This is a genomic window from Amycolatopsis sp. NPDC000009, from assembly GCF_055563465.1.
Genome location: NZ_JBVHDI010000004.1, coordinates 44,099 through 62,809, shown reverse-complemented (window position 1 = coordinate 62,809; position 18,711 = coordinate 44,099). Strand labels below are relative to the sequence as shown.

The 18,711-nt window shown below is 68.7% G+C and carries 22 protein-coding genes; 8 read left to right on the top strand and 14 right to left on the bottom strand.

Going from position 1 to position 18,711, the window contains the following annotated elements; translation table 11 throughout:
* Window positions 1-109: 109 nt before the first annotated feature.
* Window positions 110-1,009 carry a DUF8083 family protein gene (locus ACZ3HL_RS13715; RefSeq protein WP_465410310.1) on the top strand — a complete coding sequence of 300 codons (900 nt, stop codon included), beginning with the start codon at window positions 110-112 and terminating at the stop codon, window positions 1,007-1,009.
* Here the strand turns inward: ACZ3HL_RS13715 and ACZ3HL_RS13710 are convergent.
* The 3 genes from ACZ3HL_RS13710 to ygfZ all read right to left on the bottom strand — a co-directional run bounded on the left by ACZ3HL_RS13710 (window position 1,006) and on the right by ygfZ (window position 4,190).
* Window positions 1,006-1,953, bottom strand: a complete 948-nt coding sequence (locus tag ACZ3HL_RS13710) for an asparaginase (protein WP_465531139.1) — start codon at window positions 1,951-1,953, stop codon at window positions 1,006-1,008. The two genes, ACZ3HL_RS13715 and ACZ3HL_RS13710, sit on opposite strands and share 4 nt — an antisense overlap.
* The gene (locus ACZ3HL_RS13705; RefSeq protein ID WP_465410312.1) at window positions 1,950-2,513 is read right to left on the bottom strand and encodes an RsiG family protein; all 564 of its coding nucleotides are present in this window, start codon (window positions 2,511-2,513) and stop codon (window positions 1,950-1,952) included. The genes ACZ3HL_RS13710 and ACZ3HL_RS13705 overlap by 4 nt, the downstream gene beginning before the upstream one ends.
* Window positions 2,514-3,062: 549 nt before the next feature.
* Window positions 3,063-4,190, bottom strand: a complete 1,128-nt coding sequence (gene ygfZ / locus ACZ3HL_RS13700) for a CAF17-like 4Fe-4S cluster assembly/insertion protein YgfZ (RefSeq protein WP_465531137.1) — start codon at window positions 4,188-4,190, stop codon at window positions 3,063-3,065.
* Window positions 4,191-4,220: 30 nt separating this feature from the next.
* Between ygfZ and ACZ3HL_RS13695 the strand changes: the two genes are divergently transcribed.
* Entirely contained in the window at window positions 4,221-5,075 is an 855-nt protein-coding gene (locus ACZ3HL_RS13695) for an aminodeoxychorismate lyase (protein ID WP_465531135.1), read from the top strand.
* Here the strand turns inward: ACZ3HL_RS13695 and ACZ3HL_RS13690 are convergent.
* The 10 genes from ACZ3HL_RS13690 to ACZ3HL_RS13645 all read right to left on the bottom strand — a co-directional run bounded on the left by ACZ3HL_RS13690 (window position 5,068) and on the right by ACZ3HL_RS13645 (window position 11,420).
* On the bottom strand, window positions 5,068-5,499 hold the full coding sequence (locus tag ACZ3HL_RS13690) for a TFIIB-type zinc ribbon-containing protein (RefSeq protein WP_465531133.1): 432 nt from the start codon (window positions 5,497-5,499) through the stop codon (window positions 5,068-5,070). The two genes, ACZ3HL_RS13695 and ACZ3HL_RS13690, sit on opposite strands and share 8 nt — an antisense overlap.
* Complete coding sequence (locus ACZ3HL_RS13685; protein ID WP_465531131.1) at window positions 5,499-5,951, bottom strand: hypothetical protein; 453 nt, start codon at window positions 5,949-5,951, stop codon at window positions 5,499-5,501. The genes ACZ3HL_RS13690 and ACZ3HL_RS13685 overlap by 1 nt, the downstream gene beginning before the upstream one ends.
* A complete protein-coding gene (locus tag ACZ3HL_RS13680) occupies window positions 5,939-6,811 on the bottom strand; it encodes a 5-oxoprolinase subunit C family protein (RefSeq protein WP_465531129.1) in 873 nt (290 codons plus the stop codon). Before ACZ3HL_RS13680 ends, ACZ3HL_RS13685 begins: the two co-directional genes overlap by 13 nt.
* The gene (pxpB, locus tag ACZ3HL_RS13675; RefSeq protein WP_465531127.1) at window positions 6,808-7,419 is read right to left on the bottom strand and encodes a 5-oxoprolinase subunit PxpB; all 612 of its coding nucleotides are present in this window, start codon (window positions 7,417-7,419) and stop codon (window positions 6,808-6,810) included. The genes ACZ3HL_RS13680 and pxpB overlap by 4 nt, the downstream gene beginning before the upstream one ends.
* Before the next feature lie 10 nt (window positions 7,420-7,429).
* Window positions 7,430-8,053, bottom strand: coding sequence for a heme-binding beta-barrel domain-containing protein (locus ACZ3HL_RS13670; RefSeq protein WP_465454203.1), 624 nt, complete (start codon window positions 8,051-8,053; stop codon window positions 7,430-7,432).
* A gap of 229 nt (window positions 8,054-8,282) precedes the next feature.
* On the bottom strand, window positions 8,283-8,591 hold the full coding sequence (locus ACZ3HL_RS13665; RefSeq protein WP_034312617.1) for a DUF1416 domain-containing protein: 309 nt from the start codon (window positions 8,589-8,591) through the stop codon (window positions 8,283-8,285).
* A complete protein-coding gene (locus ACZ3HL_RS13660) occupies window positions 8,591-9,427 on the bottom strand; it encodes a sulfurtransferase (RefSeq protein WP_465410318.1) in 837 nt (278 codons plus the stop codon). Before ACZ3HL_RS13660 ends, ACZ3HL_RS13665 begins: the two co-directional genes overlap by 1 nt.
* Before the next feature lie 22 nt (window positions 9,428-9,449).
* On the bottom strand, window positions 9,450-9,884 hold the full coding sequence (locus ACZ3HL_RS13655) for a DUF4395 domain-containing protein (RefSeq protein WP_465410319.1): 435 nt from the start codon (window positions 9,882-9,884) through the stop codon (window positions 9,450-9,452).
* 194 nt (window positions 9,885-10,078) lie between these two features.
* Window positions 10,079-10,519, bottom strand: a complete 441-nt coding sequence (locus tag ACZ3HL_RS13650) for a TlpA family protein disulfide reductase (protein WP_465410320.1) — start codon at window positions 10,517-10,519, stop codon at window positions 10,079-10,081.
* Between the two features lie 7 nt (window positions 10,520-10,526).
* Window positions 10,527-11,420, bottom strand: coding sequence for an LmeA family phospholipid-binding protein (locus ACZ3HL_RS13645; protein ID WP_465410321.1), 894 nt, complete (start codon window positions 11,418-11,420; stop codon window positions 10,527-10,529).
* A gap of 144 nt (window positions 11,421-11,564) precedes the next feature.
* On the opposite strand from ACZ3HL_RS13645, the gene ACZ3HL_RS13640 reads away from it, so the two are divergent.
* The 6 genes from ACZ3HL_RS13640 (at window position 11,565) to pstB (ending at window position 17,452) form a co-directional block, all read left to right on the top strand.
* On the top strand, window positions 11,565-12,320 hold the full coding sequence (locus tag ACZ3HL_RS13640) for a response regulator transcription factor (protein WP_465531125.1): 756 nt from the start codon (window positions 11,565-11,567) through the stop codon (window positions 12,318-12,320).
* Window positions 12,321-12,383: 63 nt separating this feature from the next.
* On the top strand, window positions 12,384-13,259 hold the full coding sequence (gene mshD / locus ACZ3HL_RS13635) for a mycothiol synthase (RefSeq protein ID WP_465410323.1): 876 nt from the start codon (window positions 12,384-12,386) through the stop codon (window positions 13,257-13,259).
* Between the two features lie 228 nt (window positions 13,260-13,487).
* On the top strand, window positions 13,488-14,615 hold the full coding sequence (gene pstS / locus ACZ3HL_RS13630) for a phosphate ABC transporter substrate-binding protein PstS (protein ID WP_465410325.1): 1,128 nt from the start codon (window positions 13,488-13,490) through the stop codon (window positions 14,613-14,615).
* Between the two features lie 212 nt (window positions 14,616-14,827).
* Window positions 14,828-15,745 (top strand): phosphate ABC transporter permease subunit PstC, encoded by a 918-nt coding sequence (gene pstC / locus ACZ3HL_RS13625; RefSeq protein ID WP_465531613.1) that lies wholly within the window; start codon window positions 14,828-14,830, stop codon window positions 15,743-15,745.
* A gap of 2 nt (window positions 15,746-15,747) precedes the next feature.
* Complete coding sequence (pstA, locus tag ACZ3HL_RS13620) at window positions 15,748-16,665, top strand: phosphate ABC transporter permease PstA (RefSeq protein ID WP_465410326.1); 918 nt, start codon at window positions 15,748-15,750, stop codon at window positions 16,663-16,665.
* A 10-nt stretch (window positions 16,666-16,675) separates the two neighbouring features.
* Entirely contained in the window at window positions 16,676-17,452 is a 777-nt protein-coding gene (gene pstB / locus ACZ3HL_RS13615) for a phosphate ABC transporter ATP-binding protein PstB (RefSeq protein ID WP_016338000.1), read from the top strand.
* 564 nt (window positions 17,453-18,016) lie between these two features.
* Here pstB and phoU read toward each other — a convergent pair.
* Window positions 18,017-18,679 (bottom strand): phosphate signaling complex protein PhoU, encoded by a 663-nt coding sequence (gene phoU, locus ACZ3HL_RS13610; RefSeq protein WP_016337999.1) that lies wholly within the window; start codon window positions 18,677-18,679, stop codon window positions 18,017-18,019.
* Between the last annotated feature and the right edge of the window lie 32 nt (window positions 18,680-18,711).

Below are 18,711 nucleotides of genomic sequence, written 5' to 3'. Positions count from 1 at the left end.
GGGTTGGATGCGACGTGGCACGGTGTGCCGGTGGCGACAGTGTTCACCGAACGCCGGTTACCGGCCGGTCGGTGGCGATAGTCGCAGGTCGGCGTGCCACGATGCTCGTGTGCCCCGTCCGTTCGCGGCTTATCTCCGCGTCTATGAGCCCCTGCTCGCGCTGGGGGATCCACCGGACGAACGCCTGCTCGAGGCCGTCGAAGCGGCCCGGCTCGACCGTTCGTCCGCGGGCGAGCGCGAGCAGGCATTGTGGCTCAAGTCACAGCATGTCGGACGGCTGCTACCCGCCGAGCTCGCGGACGGCAGGGCCGCGCCCAGTCTCGTCACCGACGTCCTCGTCCTGGATCCCGAAGACGTGCCCGAGGGTGAGCACGGCGACGCCGGCCCAGGGCCGCTGATCTGCCCGATGGAGATCCGCGCGCGCTCCGCCGCGGCACTGGTGACCTTCCTCGGCGACGCGCATCCCGCGTTGAAGAGCGCGGTGCTCGACGCGGGCGGCGCGTCACTCGACACGATCCGCTCGCGGGCGAAGTCCGCCATCGGCGATCTGTCCGCCTCGGCGTCGCACACGCTGTCGACGACGTGGACCGTCCCGCTTCCGTGGTTCGTGCTGTTCGACCCCGGGATGCGCCGGGTCAAACTCGGCAAGGGCCGCGACGACCCCGAACGCGAGGTGTCGTGGCGGGTTTCCATCGCCGACGCGCGGCATCGCGCCCGCGACGTCGGCGACCTGCTCGAAGCGACCTTCGGCGACTCGGGGCCGGGCCGGGTGCTGCTCGAGACGCGGCGCTGGCTCGACAGCTTCCACCCCGGCTCCGCGGTCGAGCTCGACTACGGCGGTCTCGTGCAGCTGTTCGCCGACCCGATCCTGCAGGCCGACACGACGGCCGAAGAGGTGCACGACATCCTGGACGCGCTCCGCACCGGCAACGTCGACGAGCTGGCGGAACTGTTCGCCGACCTGCGGGACTTCTGGGGCGACCTGGCCGCGCGGGAACGCGCGAACTAGCCGTAGAGGCCTTCGGCGACCCTCAGCTCGCCGACCGGTTTCCCGCCGCCCAGGACCGCGTCGCGCGCGAGGCCGCCGGCTTCGTCGCCCGGGTCGATGCCGAGGTGGCGCAGCGTCGCGAGCAGGAGCGGGATCCGGGCCCTGGCCGCTCCGTCGTCGATCTTCAGCGCCAGTGCCGTGCCGTCCGGGAGGGCGAACGCGTGCACTCCCTCGGCGCCGCCCTTCGACAGCAGGCCCTCGATGTTCCGCATCAGCACGGTGTCCTCGCGGCCGGTGCCCGCGACCTGCCACGGATGCGCGCGGACCGCGTCCGCGACCCTGCGTTCCGGTCCGCCCATGGCCGTGACCAGCCTGCCGAAGGAACGGGCGAGACCGGTGAGGGAGAACGCGAACAGGGGTGCTCCGCAGCCGTCGACGCCGACCGTCTCGATCGTCTCGCTGGTGAGGTCGGCGACGGCGGCCTGGACGACCTTCTGCAGCGGATGGATCTCGGCCTCGTAGTCCTTGGTCGGCCAGCCGAGCTGCGCACAGGTCATGAGCATCGCGGCGTGTTTGCCGGAGCAGTTCATGGCGGCGCGGCGTTTCCCGGCCGAGGCCACGGCCAGCATGCTGGGCTCGTGCAGCGGGAAGGCGGGCGGGCAGGCCAGCGCGTCTTCGGCCAGCCCCGCGCGGGAAAGCATCGCCAGCGCGCCCTCGACATGGCCGGGTTCGCCGTTGTGCGAGCCGCAACCGAGGGCGAGTTCTTCGTCGCCGATGGTGAGGCCGGCGCGGAGCATGCCGACCGCTTGCAGGGGTTTGTTGGACGAACGCGGGTACACCGGCCGCTCGATGTCGCCCGCGGAGAACCGCACCGAGCCGTCCGGGGCGGTGATCACGAGCGCGCCGCGGTGCACGCTCTCCACGAAACCGGATCGGACGACCTCGACCAGGACCGGATTCGTCACTCGGAGCCGCCGCGTTCGGTGTCGAGCAGGTCGTCGACCGAGGCCGTGCCCTTGCGGTACCGGGTCGCGATCTCGGCGTTGATCGTGTCCATCACGCTCTGGACCTCGCGCCGGTACGAGGAGACCGAAACCTCTTCGTCGGCGTACCGGTCGAGGGCGTTGACCAGCTTCTCGTCCGACAGCGTGCTGACGTCGGAAAGATCCGTGTCGCCGATGAGGGCTTCGGCGAACCGGCGGTGCTCGCCCGCGCGCGACGGCTCCAGCCGCTGGTGCCTGCCCGAACCCGTGGCCGGGCCGATCGCGTTGTCCGCCAGTATCGCGGCCAGCCGCTCGACGACGCTGCTCTCGCCGCCCGAACTCCGGCGCTCCTGCTCGGCCCGCACGATGTCGATCCGTGCGTGCAGCAGACGCCGCAGGTACGACAGGTCGGTCTCCTCCTGCGCGGCCTCGTCACGGCGCTCGCGCAGCACGGAAAGGGTCAGCTCGCCGAGGTCGCTGAGATACCCAGGGCCGAGCACGCGGTCGATACGACGGCGACCACCGGGCCGGACTTCGATCACCCGCGTAGCTTATCGCGCTCCAGCGGAAATGTTCCGCAGGGAGCGATACCACAAGGATCTCCACCCCTCACGACACCCTCCGCCGCACAGCCGCTCTTTCGGTTCCTTCCAGAGCGTGCCCCCCACCCGTCCCGGGGGCGGCCCCTGGTCCAGTCTACCGGGGGTGGGGTGGGAAAAGTGCTGGTCGGCGGAGTTGTCCACAGGTGGGCAACATTGTGGACAACTTGTGGATGGAGCCGTGGCGGCGGCAGGGGAGTACATGAAGGCCCCTTCCTGTACCTAGGCGCAAGGAAGGGGGCCTTCAGGTACTGCGGACTGGAGCGAAGGCCGAGTTCCCAGCGCTCAGCCGAGGGATGGGGGCCTTCACGCGCAGTCGCTGTGACAGGGGTCAGGTAGTGAAGGCCTCCTTGAGGGACCCAGAGTCCCTCAAGGAGGCCTTCACGGACTTAGCGCCGGGACGCCGTCGATGAGGGATTTGGGACAGTGAACGTCCCGAATCCCTCATCAACGCGACTGCGTGAACGAGATTTCACGGACGGCCACAAGAGCTCAGCCCCGCAGCCGCTGAGCCGCTTCCCGTCCGGGCGCCGGAGCCTCACCGGGCACCGAGTCCGGATCGATGGCCGCCTGCACGACGCGATCCTCGGCGCCCACCAGCAGTTCCGCGCCCGGCTGCGTCGAGCGTTTGACCAGCGCCAGCGCGATCGGTCCCAGTTCGTGGTGCTGCACCACGCTGCCCACGCGGCCGACCGTCCGCTCGCCCAGCACCACCGGATCACCGGTTTCCGGCGTGATCTCCGGCGAACCATCCAGGTGCAGCAGCGCCAGGTACCGCGGCGGCCGCCCGACGTTGTGGACCTTCGCGACGGTCTCCTGCCCGCGATAGCAGCCCTTCGCCACGTGCGCGGCCGAGTCGACCCAGTTCACTTCGTGCGGGATCGTGCGCTCGTCGGTGTCGAGGCCCAGCCTCGGCCGCAGCGACTCGACCCGCAGCGCGTCGAACGTCCAGCTGCCCGCGGGGCGCGCGCCCGCGTCGGTCAGGCGCCGCCACCAGTCGGCGAGTTCGGCGCGGGGGACGGCGAGGTCGACGCTGTGCCGCCCCGGCCACGGCATCCGCCGAGCGAAACCGCCGGGGATCGGCGCGACCGAGTACGGGTCCGAGCCCAGGGAGACATCCACGGTGGACAGCACACGGTCCGCGTCGGGACCGAGGACGGTCAGCAATGCCAGCTCGTCCGAGACATCGCGGATGTCCACTTTGGACCAGAACTTCATCGCTTCGAGGTACTCGCGCAGAGTCTGCTTGCCGCCGGTCGGCAGCGCGCTGGTGGCCACCGCGCCCCGGTCGCTGTCCAGCCACACGGTGCCGTGCGCGTGCGCGAGGACCATATGCGTGTCGACGCGGCCTTGGCTGTCGAGCACGAGCGCCTCGGTGCCGGTGCCTTCGGCGAGCCCCGTGACGTGCTGCGAGATCACCAGATGCAGCCAGGACAGCCGTTCTTCCCCGGTCACGGCCAGGATTTCGCGGTGCGAACGGTCGATCACGACCGCGCCGCGAGCAGCGGTCCGCTGCTCGGCGAAGGGGTCACCCCAATGCCACGGGACACCCTCTTCCGGATGCCCGTCGGGTGCCGCGATCGGTCCGGGAAGGTCGAGCAGGGGGGAGCGGTAGGGCATGAAACCCATGCTAGTGAGTACCGTGTCCCCATGCGCGTGCTTGCCTTCCTCGACGGGACCCTGGCCGACCCCGAAGCCGCTCACCTGCGGGTAGACGATCTCGGACTGCTTCGCGGTGACGGCGTGTTCGAGACGATCCTCGTCGTCGACGGACGGCCCCGCGAGCTCCGCCCGCACCTCGAGCGGCTGGCCCGTTCGGCGGCCATGCTCGACCTGCCGGAGCCGGACCTCGCCGCCTGGGAGCGCGCCGCGCAGGTCGTCATCGACAACTGGTCCGGCCCCGCCGAGATCGCGCTGAAACTGGTGTACACCAGGGGAATCGACGGCGATCCGGAGGCGAAGCCGTTCGGGTTCGCGCTCGGCGTGGAGATCGACGAGAAGGTCCAGCGGGCCCGTGTCGAAGGCGTCGCGGCGATCACCCTCGAACGCGGTATCGAGCCCGACCTCGCCGAGCGCGCGCCGTGGCTGCTGCTGGGCGCGAAGTCGATTTCGTACGGCGTCAACATGGCGGCGTTGCGCGAGGCGGGCCGCCGTGGCGCGAGCGATGTGATTTTCACCGCCGCCGACGGCACGGTCTTCGAAGGACCGACCTCGACGGTCGTCCTCGCGAAGGACAAGACGCTCTACACACCGCCGGCGACCATCGGCATCCTGCCGGGGACGACGCAGGCGGCGCTGTTCCGCGGCGCCGAGCGGGAGGGCTGGTCGGTCAAGGTCGAGCCGCTCAACGTCTCGGACCTCACCGAGGGCGAAGGGCTGTTCCTCGCGTCATCGGTCCGCAAGCTGACCAGGGTGCACACGCTCGACGGCGTCGCGCTCACCGACTCCAGCGCGATCCACGCCGAGCTGGCCGCCGCGTACGAGAGCGAGTACTCGATCAGCTGAGCGTCGCGCGCAGCTTGGCGATGGTGCGAAGCACCTCGTCACGATGCTTCGCGGCCGTCATCCATGCGGGCAGCCGCGCGACCAAGGTCATGCCGAGACGATCCCCGAGCCCGCGTTCGCGCAGCTTCGCCGCGACGAACCGCTCGATCAGGTCGAGGTGCCGGGCGTGGAACGCCCAGAGGGTGTGCCCGCCGCAGCAGTCGGCGCGCAGCCACAGGGGTTCGCGGAAGAACGGGTCGACCGGACGATTCCACGCGCGGTGGTCGGGGGCCGGAGGAACGCGCACCAGGGCACAGCCTGCGCAGGTCAGCCGTCCGAGGGTGACCGACGCCCGGCCGGCGCAGCGCGGGCAGACGACGAGGATCGGCTCGTCCGCGAGATCCTCGATCCTGGCCTGCGGATCACGGAACCGCGGGGTGTCCATCAGTTGAGCGGGCTGATGATCAGCAGGTGCGGCAGGATCGCTTCTTCCCGGTAGGCCGCGATCTTGTGGTGCCCGTCGAGGATCACCGCCGCGTCGGTGGTCTCCAGTACGACGGCGACCGGCCGGTGCCCGCTCTTGATCGCCGTCCGGTAGTAGCCGACGCGGGACACGTCCGCGGGCGGCCAGTCGGCGCTCGGGGTCAGGTAGCGGTCCTCGGCCAGCCGTTCGGGTCCGGCGACCTGGTATTCGCCGTCGGCGAAGAGATCGAGAAGCGGGCGGAGCGTGTCGCCGAGCGGGCGCCGCATCTGGCCGGTGGCCAGCGCGATCCGCAGCGACTGCGGAAGCTCTGGTTGGGTTGGGACCCGGTTCGAAGCATTCTTTCCCGCTGAGAACCAGTTAGCGCTGTTCGTGTCGATGACACCCGTGCCACCGTCGACCTTTACCTGTTCCACACCCTCGTGGACGAGTGAAAGCGGAGAAGGGTTCCGGGTCGGGCCTGCGCGAGTGCCGGGAGTGACGCCTGTCTCACCACGGCCGCCACCGGATAACCACCGGTAGTTGGATGATCCGCCAAGAACACCACCGGCAACCCGTTCGGCGGAACCTGGACGGCGCCGGTCAGCAGGCCTTCACTCGGTAGTTCCCGCTCCGCGTATTCAACGCCGCGAGTCAACGCGGGTCCGTCGAGCCGGAGGCCGACGCGGTTGGATTCCGCCGTCACCGTCCACGTCTTCGCGAGCCCCGGCGCCAGGTTCTCGAACCAGTGCGCCCGCGGGCCCGGGTCGATCCGCACGACCAGTTCCGCCGGGGCCGCGGTAGGCAGCACGACGTCGGCACCGCCGGCGACGGAGGGCGTGCCGAGCGGGAGGACGTCGCCCGCTTTCAGCGGCGGCGGCCCGATCTCCGAGAGGACGTCCCGCGACCGGCTGCCGAGTTCCTCCTCGACCGTGATCCCGCCGGAAACCGCCAGATAGCACCGCAATCCGGTGGCGGGAGCGCCGATCGCCAAGACCTGTCCCGCCCCCAGCCACACCGGCGCGTGCGAGCCGACGGGACGCCCGTCGACCTCGACCGAGACGGCTGGACCGGTCACCGCGATGGTGCAGGACGTCGTGGCGCGCAGCCGTAACCCGCCGAAGAGACACTCGACTCCCGCGGCGGCTTCGTCGTTGCCGACGAGCCGGTTGGCCAGCTTCAGCGCCGGGACGTCCAGCACGCCGGACGGCGGGACGCCGAGATGCGCGAAGCCGGGCCTGCCGAGGTCCTGGACCAGTGCGAGCGGACCTGTCTCGACCACTTCCACGGCCCTCATCCGGCACTCCGGAATCGCACGCGGTCGCCGGGCGCCAGCAACGCGGGCGGGTCGGCGCGCGGATCGAACAGCACGGTCCGGGTGTGGCCGATCAGCCGCCAGCCACCGGGCGAGACACGCGGGTACACCCCGGTGAACTCGCCCGCGATGCCCACCGAGCCCGGCGGCACGCGAGTGCGAGGAGCAGACAGCCGCGGCTGCCGCAGTGGCTCGGGAAGCCCTGTCAGGTAACCGAATCCGGGAGCGAAACCGGTGAAGGCCACGGTGTAGACGGCGCCGGTGTGCAGCCGGACGACGTCCTCAGTGGACACTCCGGCGTCCCGCGCGACGAGTTCGAGGTCTTCGCCGTCGTAGGTCACGTCGAGGGTGATCTCGCGGGATTCGCCTTCCGGCGGATGTCCGAGGTCGGCGTCCGCGAGCAGTTGCCGGACGGCCGCGAGGGCACCGGAACCCGGGATCTCCACCACGAGCAGGCTGCGGGCGCCGGGAACGAGTTCGGCGAGGCCGGGCGGGCGCGCGGACGTGACCGTCGCGTGCGCCGCCATCGACTCGGTGAGGGAAGCGCAGTCGAGCAGGGCGGCGTGCTCGCCGTAGGCACGCCACCGCATGGGAAGAGGCTCAGCCCACCACGCGACGCAGCAGCGCCGACGTGTGCGGCTGCAGTTCCTGGCCCATCATCGCGCGCTCCTCGACGTAGCCGAGTTCGCCGTTGACGATGCCGTAGAGCCGCTGCGAAGCCGTGACGTCCTTGGCGGTCGAAGTCCGGACGACCGCGTCGGTGCCGAGCTCCCAGGCCGGGACGGAGGCCTTGCCACGCGGCTTGCCGTAGAAGAGCTCCACGATGCCGGTGTTGTGGGTCAGCAGCAGCTCGATCGTGTCGTCGGCCTGCGGGCGCCAGAACCCGGATTCCCGCGCGGCCGGACGGATGACCTTGCCGTCCTCGTCGAGCAGCCAGGCACGTGCCTCGTGCGTGAGGAACGGGCGGCCGTCGTGCGCGATGGTCAGCTGCATGCCGAACCGGTACGGGCCCTCGATGGTCGGGTAGTCGACCTCGCCCTCACCGCGCCACACGCCGACGAGCGGCAGCAGCGCCAGGCAGGCGTCGTTGAGGTTCGCGCCCTCACGCAAGTTCGCGGTGTCGCCCGGGATGGGCATGTCGTCGAACTGCGGAAGGTTCCGGTCGCGCGTGCTTTCCGCGCGCTTCTCCGCGGCCTGGATGGCCTCGTCGCCACTAGCCGTCATCGGTCAGCGCTGGTCCGCGTAAAGCCGGTAGACGACGTACACGGCGAACCAGGTGGTCGCGACGCCGGCGAGCACCAGCAGGGTCGTAAACAGGATTTCCACGTCACGCACTTTAGTCGCTACCTGCCCGGACGGGCCTGCCGAGGTCGCGTGGCCGTGCCCACAAGTACGTGAAGGCCCCCTTCACCGCGCTAGACGCAATGAAGGGGGCCTTCACGTACTTGGGCCGTCAGGCGACCGAAATGGCCAGCTGGTGGACGCCGGGTCCCTGCGCGGTCACCGAGGCCTCACCGTTGCCGGAGCGGTGCAGCGCGCGCACCGTCCAGTCACCGGGGGCCGCGTAGAAGCGGAAATCGCCGTCGGCCGACGAGACGACCTCGCCGGTGAAGTCGCCGCCGCCGTCCAGCAACCGCACGAAGGCGCCGCCGACGGGGCCCTCCGAACCGGTCACCTTGCCGGCCAGCACGACCTGGCCGCGGGTGTCGTAATCGGCGGGCGTGGCCTCCTGGGCCGGTGCGCCGCAGCTGTCGTCTGCCATCACTTGGCTCCCAACTCGACCGGCACGCCGACGAGCGAGCCGTATTCCGTCCACGAACCGTCGTAGTTCTTCACCTGGTCGTAGCCGAGGAGCTCGTGCAGCGCGAACCACGCGATGGACGAACGCTCACCGATCCGGCAGTACGCGATGGTGGCCTTCGACTCGTCGAGGCCCTCGTCGGAGTACAGCTCCTTGATCTCTTCCTCGGTCTTGAAGGTGCCGTCCTCGTTGGCGACCTTCGCCCACGGGACGTTCAGCGCGCCCGGGATGTGGCCCGGCACCTGCGACTGCTCCTGCGGCAGGTGCGCCGGGGCCAGCAGCTTGCCGGAGAACTCGTCGGGCGAGCGCACGTCGACGTAGTTGCTCTTGCCGATCTCGGCGACGACCTCGTCGCGGAACGCGCGGATCGAGAGGTCCTGCTCCTTGGCCTTGTACTCGGTGGCCTCGCGCTTGACCTCGTCGGAGTTCAGCTCGCGGCCGTCGAGCTCCCACTTCTTGCGGCCGCCGTCGAGCAGCTGCACCTTGTCGTGGCCGTAGAGCTTGAAGTACCAGTACGCGTACGCGGCGAACCAGTTGTTGTTGCCGCCGTAGAGGATCACGCGGTCGTCGTTCGAGATGCCCTTCTCGGACAGCAGCTTCTCGAAGCCCGCCTTGTCGACGAAGTCGCGGCGGACGCCGTCCTGCAGGTCCTTGCGCCAGTCGAACTTCACCGCCCCGCGGATGTGTCCGTTGTCGTACGCGGTCGTGTCCTCGTCGACCTCGATGAACACGACACCCGGGGTGTCCAGGTTCTCCTCGGCCCACTGGGTGGTGACCAGGACGTCTTCACGGCTCATGGAGCTGACTCTCTTTCTGGGGTTAGGACGCGCGCGGGCTGGGGCTGAAACGTTTGATGAGCAGGTACATCTCGCAACCGAGACAGAAGTTGAACGCCGCGTTGAGGAACGCCGCGAGCAGCGCGAACGCCGTCGCGACGAAGCCGAGCGCGGTCAGGCCGGTGGCGAAACCGACGGTGCCGACGACGGCGAACACGAATCCGACGGCCTGCGCGAACCGCAGGGGGGCGGCGTCCTCGCGTTCGGTCGTGGGGCCGAGCCGCGGCGCGACGAGGTAGCGATAGATCAGGGAGTACGGCGCCGGCTTCAGGCCGATGAAGGCGCCGATCGCGAACACCACCGCCTGCGCCGCGAGCAGTGGCCACCACTGGGTGATGAGCACGACCGCGAGCACGATCGTCGTCAGGATGGCGGCGAAACGCGGACCACGGGGGTCGACGGCCGGTCCTGCGGACATGGTTCCTCCTGCGAACGAGAGGGAAAGAGGTGCGTGCCGGACGGACACGCGCAGGCGTGGCTCAGCGAACGCCGGGACACAGGCTGCTGCGAACGCGGCACAGGTCCACTGCGCGGCGCTGGGTCAGCAAGGTTCGGGGCAGCCGGTTCACGGGCACGAGGGTACGCAGAGCTCCCTCAGGTTGGGAACCGTGTTCACACCTTGGGACGCGTCCCGGAATCCGGGAGCAGATGGGGCTTCAGCGCTTCGAGAAGGTCCTGACCTCGGGGAACGCCGCCGACGCGGAAGACCTCACGGCCGTCCGCGGTCAAGGCCAGGGTCGTCGGGGTTCGCAACACCGACAGCGCCTGGGCGACTTCGGGGGTTTCGGTGACGTCCAGATCGACGTGCGTGAGGCCGTCGGTCTTCTCCGCGAGCGCGGACAGGATCGCGCGGGTGTGGCGGCACGGCGCGCAGAACGTGGTGGAGATCTGGACCAGCGTGACACCTTCGGGCGCGAGAGCGGCCGAAACGCGGCCGGGCAGGGTGGGCGCGCCGGACTTGGCCGCACGGATGCGGCCGTTGCGCGCCCGCAGCAGCGCGCCCGCCACCCCGCCGAGCACCAGAACGCCCAGCAGCACCCACACCCCGGTCATCCGCAAGTCACCCCTGAGGCTTCGCTCCGCTGAAGGCGACGTTCTTGCCTTCACCCTTGATGGTCACCGAGCCGCTGTTCACGCGCACCGACGTCGGAGTCACCGAGAACGGCATCGCGCCGGTGTCGATGGTCGCGTTGAAGTTCGGCAGCAGCGCGTCCTGCACTGCCTGGGGAACGACAGTGGTCTCCTTGTCATTCCCGAACTGCAGCCGCTTCGGCTCGAGACGGATCTTCTGTCCGTCCAGTTCGATCATCGCGAAGCAGAAGATCTCCACCTTCTGCCCGGCGATCTGCACGTTGCCCGAAACCCGGATCCCGGCGCTGGCGGTGTCCACCGGCTCGCCGTTCTCGTTGGTGGCCGTCGGCTTCGTCTCGCCCTGGCCGCTGTCGCCGTTGCGGACGTAGTCCTCGGTGACCGGTTCGATCTTGAGGTTCTCGATCTTGTCCAGCGGCGCCTGCCGCGCGATGTCCGCGGCCTTGATCGTCACCTCGCCCTTGAGCGTGCCGATGACGATCGACTTCGTGTTGCCGGACGTCAGGTCCGAGAGCGGCGCCGTGACGTCGCTCATGTCCGCGTTGAAGTCCACGTCACGCAGCTTCGGCGGAACGGCGACGCCCTGCGCGTTGATGGTGATGTGACTGTAGTCACCGGAAAGAGCCTGGGTCAGGAACGGGAAACCGTGCACCGTGACCGCCGGATCGTTGGCCAGGTTCAGTTGCTGGCGGGCCTTCTGGGAGATCGTGTGCTCGGCGTACGCCGCCGCCCCGAAATCGGCCCCCACCAGCAGCACCACCAGTACCGCGAGGGCGATGAGCCAGCCCCGGCCACGGCGCTTTCCTCGCTTGGCGGGCCGGCCGGAAGACGGTCGGTCGTCACGCGCCACGGGCCTGCTCACCATCGTGTCGAATCTCCTTCGTAAACCTCTTTGGCCAGGTGTGATCGATCCAGCACGGGGTAGGTCCTCGGCTGTTCACCCGCTATTCTCACTAAGCACCGGCGGTCGCCACGTTCGAGGCGGCCACGATCTGAAGGCGGTGCGGCGATGAGCCTGGACCTTCTGGTACTGACCGCGGAAGCAGATGCCACCACGGTGTTGCCCGCCCTGGATCTGCTGCCCCACACCGTACGCGTCCGTGCTCCGGAAGTGACCGCGCTGCTCGACGCCGGCCACCGCGACGTCATCGTCCTCGACGCCCGCACCGATCTCGCCTCCGCGAAGAGCCTCTGCCGTCTGCTCAAGGGCGCCGGCGAGGACGAGGCCTCCACGCCGGTCATCGCCGTCGTCGGCGAAGGCGGCCTGGTCGCGGTCAGCGCGGAATGGCGCACCGACGACATCCTCCTCCCGACGGCCGGTCCCGCCGAGGTCGACGCGCGGCTGCGGCTGGTCACCACCCGCGACGGCAGTGCCGCGCAGGTCGACGCCGAACTCCGCGTCGGCGACCTCGTCATCGACGAGGCGACCTACACCGCGAAGCTCCGCAAGCGCACCCTCGAACTGACCTACAAGGAGTTCGAGCTCCTCAAGTACCTCGCCCAGCACGCCGGCCGGGTGTTCACCCGCGCGCAGCTGCTGCAGGAGGTCTGGGGTTACGACTTCTTCGGCGGTACGCGCACGGTCGACGTCCACGTCCGGCGTCTCCGCGCGAAGCTGGGGCCGGAGCACGAGCAGATGATCGGGACCGTGCGCAACGTCGGTTACAAGTTCGAGCGGCCTTCGAAGGGCAACACCGCGGCGGCCAAGCAGGCCATCGCCCCGGACGCGAGCGTCTACGAGCCGAGCGAGCTTTCCGCGCACTGAGTCCCCTTTCCTGTCTGACAAGACGCCTCAATGCGTCCCGGGTTCCCGGGTAGGGTCGATTTCATGCTCGATCTGGCTTGGACCGGTGAACCGGACACGGAAGAGATCCACGACTTCCTTCTCGCCGTGCGCGAGGCCGACGGCCGCCCGGAGGACTCCGGGTTCGACGGTGGGCGGCACCTCCTCGGCCACGTCGACGGCGCGTTGGTCGCGTATGCGCACCTGGACACCGCGGGCGACTCGCACGGCAACCTGGTCGCCGAACTGTTCGTCCATCCCGCGCACCGCCGCTCGGGCCACGGCAGGGCGCTCACCAGGGCCCTCGTCGAAGAAACCGCGGGGAAGCCGCTGCGCGTCTGGGCGCACGGCGATCATCCGGCCGCGGTCCATCTCGCCGGGACCGAAGGTTTCGAGCGCGCCCGGGAACTGCTGATCCTGCACGCGGACGTCGAAGCGGCCGAGTGGCCGGAGCCCGTGCCGCGCGAGGGTGTCACGCTGCGCACCTTCGTCCCGGGTCAGGACGAGGAAGCGATGGTGCGGGTCAACGCGCGCGCCTTCGACTGGCATCCCGAGCAGGGCGCCCTGACCGCCGACGAGGTCCGGGCGACGGAGAAGGAAGCCTGGTTCGACCCAGAGGGCTTCTTCCTCGCGGAAGAGGACGAGAAGGTCATCGGCTTCCACTGGACGAAGGTCCACGAAGCAGTCTCCGGCCGGTTCGGCGGCGAGCCCGCGGGCGAGGTCTATGTCGTCGGCATCGATCCGGACGCCCAGGGCGGCGGTCTCGGGAAGGCGCTCACGCTCGCCGGGCTGCGGTACCTCCGTGATCGCGGGCTGGGCCAAGTGATCTTGTACGTCGAAGGTGACAACGCGCCCGCACTCGCCGTGTACTCGAAGCTCGGCTTCACTCGATACGAGGTAGACGTTCAATACGCACGGTAATCACCCTCACACGGGCGGCACTTGACCGGTCACGGAGAGCAGACGTGCAGGTCACAGGCGGGACACGGGCCACTTTCGGAGTAGTCGCGCTGCTCACATCGGCCGCCTTGTTCACTTGCCGTTCACCCTGAGACGGCCGCCTGTCCACTGTCGGTGCTTAATGTCCGGTCCGGAAGGAACGCTCCCGTTCCACCGATCCGGCGAAAGTCTCCCAGTGGAGGAAATGCAGTGAAGATCATGCGGCCCGCGGGCGCGATCGGCATCGTGGCCACCGCCGCCCTCGTGCTCGGCGCCTGTGGAACCGACCCGGCCGCGGACAAGGGCGAGAGCACCGGCGCGGCCCCCGCGCCCAGCGGCACCGCCGACGTCGCGTGCGGCGGCAAGAGCCCGCTCTCGGCCGAGGGCTCGTCCGCGCAGAAGACCGCGATCGACATCTTCGTGCAGGCCTACGCTGCCAAGTGCTCCGGCCAGAAGGTGAACTACAACCCGAGCGGTTCCGGCGCGGGCGTCAAGCAGTTCATCGGCAACCAGGTCGACTTCGCCGGTTCCGACTCGCCGCTCAAGGAGGGCGAAGAGGCCGACAAGGCCAAGGCCCGCTGTGGCGCCGACGCGTGGAACCTTCCGCTCGTCGTCGGACCGGTCGCCGTCGCCTACAAGGTTTCCGGGGTCGACAAGCTGACCCTGACCCCCGAGGTCACCGCCAAGATCTTCAACGGTGGCATCACCAAGTGGAACGACCCGGCCATCAAGGCGGTCAAGGGCAACGAGAACGTCAACCTGCCCGACAAGCCGATCCAGGTCATCTCCCGCACCGACGAGTCGGGCACCACCGACAACTTCCAGAAGTACCTGAAGGTCGCGGCCAAGGGCGCCTGGACCCAGGGCGACGGCAAGAAGTTCAACGGCGGTGTCGGCAACGGCGCGGAGAAGTCCAACGGTGTCGCCAACGCCGTGAAGACCACCGACGGCGCGATCACCTACGTCGAGGCCGCGTTCGCGAAGGACGGCCTCAGCACCGCTCTGATCGACAGCGGTTCCGGCGGTGTCGAGCTGACGCCGGAGAACGTCGCGAAGTCCCTCGACGCGGCCAAGTTCAAGAAGGAGGGCTCGAACGACCTCGCCCTCGACCTCGACGCGATCTACGGCAGCAACGTCCCGGGTGCCTACCCGCTGCTGCTGACCACCTACGAGATCGTCTGCTCGAAGTACGCCGACGCCGAGGTCGCCAAGGCCGTCAAGGCCTTCCTGACCGTCGCCGCCACGGACGGCCAGAAGCCGCTGTCGGACAAGGGCTACGTGCCGATCCCGCAGAGCCTGCAGGACAAGGTCCTGACCGCCGTCAAGGCCATCGCCTGACCCTGTTGCCAACCTTGAGGTTGATCAGTAAAAGACAGGCTGGACAGAAGTAGTCGATGAGCGATTCGTCTTCGCCCAGAACGCCCACCGGCGACCCCGGTGGGCGTTCTGGCGTCCGCGAGACCTTCACGGAGGACCCGATTTCGGAGCAACCTGCCGCGTCACCGCCCGAGAAGTCCTCGGTGCGCCTCGCGAGCCCCAATTCCAGGACGGTGCGACCCGGTGACCGCATCTTCCAGTTCCTGACCACCGGAGCCGGCATCCTCGTCGTCTCGCTGATCGGCCTGATCGGGTTGTTCCTGCTGGTGCAGGCCATTCCGGCGCTGAAGGCCGACAACGTGAACTTCCTGACCAGCCAGGTCTGGGAGACCGACCCGGACGACATGCGGTTCGGCATCATGGGCCTGCTGCTGGTCACGGTGTACTCGTCCCTGCTGGCGCTGATCATCGCGATGCCGATCTCGCTCGGAATCGCCCTCTTCCTCACCCAGTACGCGCCGAAGCGGCTGGCGCGGCCGTTCGCCTACGTGATCGATCTGCTCGCGGCGGTCCCCTCGATCATCTACGGCCTGTGGGGCCTGATGGTCTTCGCGCCGACGATCGAGCCGTTCGCCCGGTGGGTCAACGAGACGTTTTCGTGGATCCCGATCTTCGCGGCGGGCAACGTCTCACCGAACATGCGCGGCACCATCTTCACCGCGGGCATCGTGCTGGCGGTGATGATCCTGCCGATCATCACCTCGTTGTCCCGTGAGGTGTTCGAGCGGACCCCGACCCCGCATATCGAAGGCGCGCTGGCACTGGGCGCCACTCGCTGGGAAGTCATCCGCACCACGGTGCTGCCGTTCGGCAAGGCGGGCTACATCGGCGCCTCGATGCTCGGCCTCGGCCGGGCGCTGGGCGAGACGATCGCGCTCGCGATCATCCTGACCGGCACGGTGGGCCGCGAATTCACCTGGAGCCTCTTCGACGGCGGCGCCACGTTCGCCTCGAAGATCGCGGCGGACTACGCGGAACTCAACAACGAGATCTCGGCGGGCGCCTACATCTCGGCGGGTCTCGTGCTGTTCCTGCTGACGCTCGTCGTCAACTTCATCGCGCGATCCGTCATCGCCAAGAAGGGGGACTGAGCATGTCCACCACGCTCGAGAAGACCCCCGCCACCCCGCCCGCCTTCCAGCAGGTCAGCCTGGCGAGGAAAGCCAAGAACGGCGTCGCGACGGTACTGATCTGGCTGTCGTTCCTGATCGCCGTCGTGCCGCTGGTGTGGCTGCTCGCCACGGTGGTCATCAACGGTGTCAAGCGGATCCCCTACAGCAACTGGTGGACCGAAGACTTCGGCGCGGTGCTTTCGGACGAGGTCGGCGGCGGCGTCCTGCACGCGATCATCGGTTCGGTGCTGCAGGGCCTGGTCTGCGCGATCATCGCGGTCCCGATCGGCATGCTGGTCGCGATCTACCTGGTCGAGTACGGCCGCGGCAAACTCGCGAAGATCACCACGTTCATGGTGGACATCCTCTCCGGTGTCCCCTCGATCGTCGCGGCGCTGTTCATCTACGCCCTGTGGATCACGACGTTCGGCCTGCCGCGCAGCGGTTTCGCCGTGTCGCTCGCCTTGGTCCTGCTGATGATCCCGGTGGTCGTGCGCTCCTCGGAGGAGATGCTGCGGATCGTCCCGGACGACCTGCGCGAAGCCTCCTACGCGCTGGGCGTGCCGAAGTGGAAGACGATCATGAAGATCGTCCTGCCGACCGCGCTGTCCGGCATCGTCGGCGGCATCATGATGGCGCTCGCCCGGGTCATGGGCGAGACCGCGCCGCTGCTGGTCCTCGTGGGGTACTCCGCCTACGTGAACTGGGACATCTTCGGTGGCGAACAGGCCGCACTGCCGCTTCTGATGAACAACGAACGGGTCAGCAACCCGTTCGACGAAGGTACCGTCGCGTTCGACAGGATCTGGGGGGCGGCGCTCACCCTGGTACTGATCATCGCGATCGTGAACCTCCTCGCCATGCTCTTTGCCCGTCTTGTCGCCCCGAAGAAGAAGTGAGCTGTTTGAGATGGCCAAACGAATCGACGTCAAAGACGTGGACATCTACTACGGCAAATTCCACGCCGTGGACGGCGTCACCCTCTCGGTGCCGCCGCGGAACGTCACCGCGTTCATCGGCCCGTCGGGCTGCGGCAAGTCGACGGTGCTGCGCACGCTGAACCGCATGCACGAGGTCATCCCCGGCGCCCGCGTCGAGGGTGAGGTGCTGCTCGACGGCGAGGACATCTACGGCGCCGGAGTCGACCCGGTGCAGGTCCGCCGCACGATCGGCATGGTGTTCCAGCGGCCGAACCCGTTCCCGACGATGTCCATCCGCGACAACGTCGTGGCGGGCCTGCGCCTCGGCGGCACCAAGGGCAAGAAGGAACTCGACGACGTCGCCGAGCGCGCCCTGCGCGGCGCGAACCTGTGGAACGAGGTCAAGGACCGGCTGAACAAGCCGGGCGGCGGCCTCTCCGGTGGTCAGCAGCAGCGGCTCTGCATCGCGCGGGCGATCGCCGTGCGGCCCGACGTGCTGCTGATGGACGAGCCGTGCTCCGCGCTCGACCCGATCTCGACGCTCGCCATCGAGGACCTGATCGGTGAGCTCAAGAAGGAGTACACGATCGTCATCGTGACGCACAACATGCAGCAGGCGGCGCGGGTTTCGGACCAGACCGCGTTCTTCAACCTGGCGGGCGTCGGCCAGCCGGGTCGCCTGGTGGAGCTGAACGACACCGAGAAGATCTTCTCGAACCCGGACGAGAAGGCGACCGAGGACTACATCTCGGGCCGCTTCGGCTGAGTCCCCTTTTTGCGCGTGAAGGCCCCCTTCCCGCGCTTGGGGTCTGGAGGGGCGGCGGCGGGTGCGAGGTCGGCTGGGCGGACGTTGCGAAAGCCACTTTCGCAACCTTCAACGTTGCGAAAGTGGCTTTCGCAACGCGTTCCCGCGGCGGGTGCACAGGTGACGGACTCGCGCGGGCGGCTGGGCATCTGCGTGACTGAGCGGACGACACGTGTGTCTGGACGGACGACACGCGTGACTGGATGGACGGCTCACCGCGTTGCCCAGCCGCGGGAGTGTCGTCCGTCTGATCACGCGTGTCGTCCGTCTGGACACAGGTGACGGCCGGCCGGTCACGCGAGAGCGCCCGGCAAGGTACTTGAGGATCGCCAGGCACGGCCCGCGTGGGACGGCACCGTGCGCCGCGGGATGTCGCGAAAGCCACTTTCGGGACATCTGACGTCGCGAAAGTGGCTTTCGCGACATGCGCGGCGGTCGAGAGTCGTGTGAGAAGACGAAAGGGCCCTTCACCGCGTGAAATGCGGCGAAGGGCCCTTTTCGCTACGTCCTATGCGGGAAAGTCCCCTACAGCTCGTCGGGTCCGTAGCCGGGCATCTTGCCGGTCACCACGAAGATCATCCGTCGCGCGACCGAGACGGCGTGGTCGGCGAAGCGCTCGTAGAAGCGGCCCAGCAGGGTGACGTCCACGGCCGCGGCGACGCCGTGGTCCCAGTTCCGGTCCATGATGACCGTGAACAGGTGCTTGTGGATCTCGTCGACCTCGTCGTCGTCCGACTCGATCGTGCGGGCGGCCTCGACGTCCTTGGACTTGATGACCTGCTCGACCTGGCGGGCCAGGCTGACGCCGACCTCGCCCATCTTGGCGAAGTCCGCCTTCACCTCTTCGGGCAGCACGGGGTCCGGGTGACGGCGGCGCGCGGCCTTGGCCACGTGCAGCGCCAGATCGCCCATCCGCTCCAGGCTCTCCGCCGCGTGGATCGCGGCGAGGACGGTCCGCAGGTCGGTCGCGACGGGTGCCTGCAGGGCCAGCAGCGCGTACGCCTGCTCCTCGCATTCGGCGCGCGCGTCGTCGACCTTCGCGTCGTCGCTGATCACCTGCTCGGCGAGTCCGAGATCGACCTCGAGCAACGCCCGGGTCGCCCGCTCCATCGCGTCGGCGACCTGGAGCGACATGCTCGCTAGGTTCTCGGCGAGCTGTTCGAGTTCGACATGGTAAGCCTCACGCATGGCCCAACCCTACGGGCAACAGGGGCCAAAAG

Bases quoted from the DNA above. Each gene is read 5' to 3' on its own strand.
- ygfZ (WP_465531137.1), bottom strand. From the start codon at position 4,190: ATGCCCTACCGCTCCCCCCTGCTCGACCTTCCCGGACCGATCGCGGCA.
- ACZ3HL_RS13695 (WP_465531135.1), top strand. From the start codon at position 4,221: ATGCGCGTGCTTGCCTTCCTCGACGGGACCCTGGCCGACCCCGAAGCC.
- ACZ3HL_RS13690 (WP_465531133.1), bottom strand. From the start codon at position 5,499: ATGGACACCCCGCGGTTCCGTGATCCGCAGGCCAGGATCGAGGATCTC.
- ACZ3HL_RS13680 (WP_465531129.1), bottom strand. From the start codon at position 6,811: ATGAGGGCCGTGGAAGTGGTCGAGACAGGTCCGCTCGCACTGGTCCAG.
- pxpB (WP_465531127.1), bottom strand. From the start codon at position 7,419: ATGCGGTGGCGTGCCTACGGCGAGCACGCCGCCCTGCTCGACTGCGCT.
- ACZ3HL_RS13670 (WP_465454203.1), bottom strand. From the start codon at position 8,053: ATGACGGCTAGTGGCGACGAGGCCATCCAGGCCGCGGAGAAGCGCGCG.
- ACZ3HL_RS13665 (WP_034312617.1), bottom strand. From the start codon at position 8,591: ATGGCAGACGACAGCTGCGGCGCACCGGCCCAGGAGGCCACGCCCGCC.
- ACZ3HL_RS13660 (WP_465410318.1), bottom strand. From the start codon at position 9,427: ATGAGCCGTGAAGACGTCCTGGTCACCACCCAGTGGGCCGAGGAGAAC.
- ACZ3HL_RS13655 (WP_465410319.1), bottom strand. From the start codon at position 9,884: ATGTCCGCAGGACCGGCCGTCGACCCCCGTGGTCCGCGTTTCGCCGCC.
- ACZ3HL_RS13650 (WP_465410320.1), bottom strand. From the start codon at position 10,519: ATGACCGGGGTGTGGGTGCTGCTGGGCGTTCTGGTGCTCGGCGGGGTG.
- ACZ3HL_RS13645 (WP_465410321.1), bottom strand. From the start codon at position 11,420: ATGGTGAGCAGGCCCGTGGCGCGTGACGACCGACCGTCTTCCGGCCGG.
- ACZ3HL_RS13640 (WP_465531125.1), top strand. From the start codon at position 11,565: ATGAGCCTGGACCTTCTGGTACTGACCGCGGAAGCAGATGCCACCACG.
- mshD (WP_465410323.1), top strand. From the start codon at position 12,384: ATGCTCGATCTGGCTTGGACCGGTGAACCGGACACGGAAGAGATCCAC.
- pstA (WP_465410326.1), top strand. From the start codon at position 15,748: ATGTCCACCACGCTCGAGAAGACCCCCGCCACCCCGCCCGCCTTCCAG.
- pstB (WP_016338000.1), top strand. From the start codon at position 16,676: ATGGCCAAACGAATCGACGTCAAAGACGTGGACATCTACTACGGCAAA.
- phoU (WP_016337999.1), bottom strand. From the start codon at position 18,679: ATGCGTGAGGCTTACCATGTCGAACTCGAACAGCTCGCCGAGAACCTA.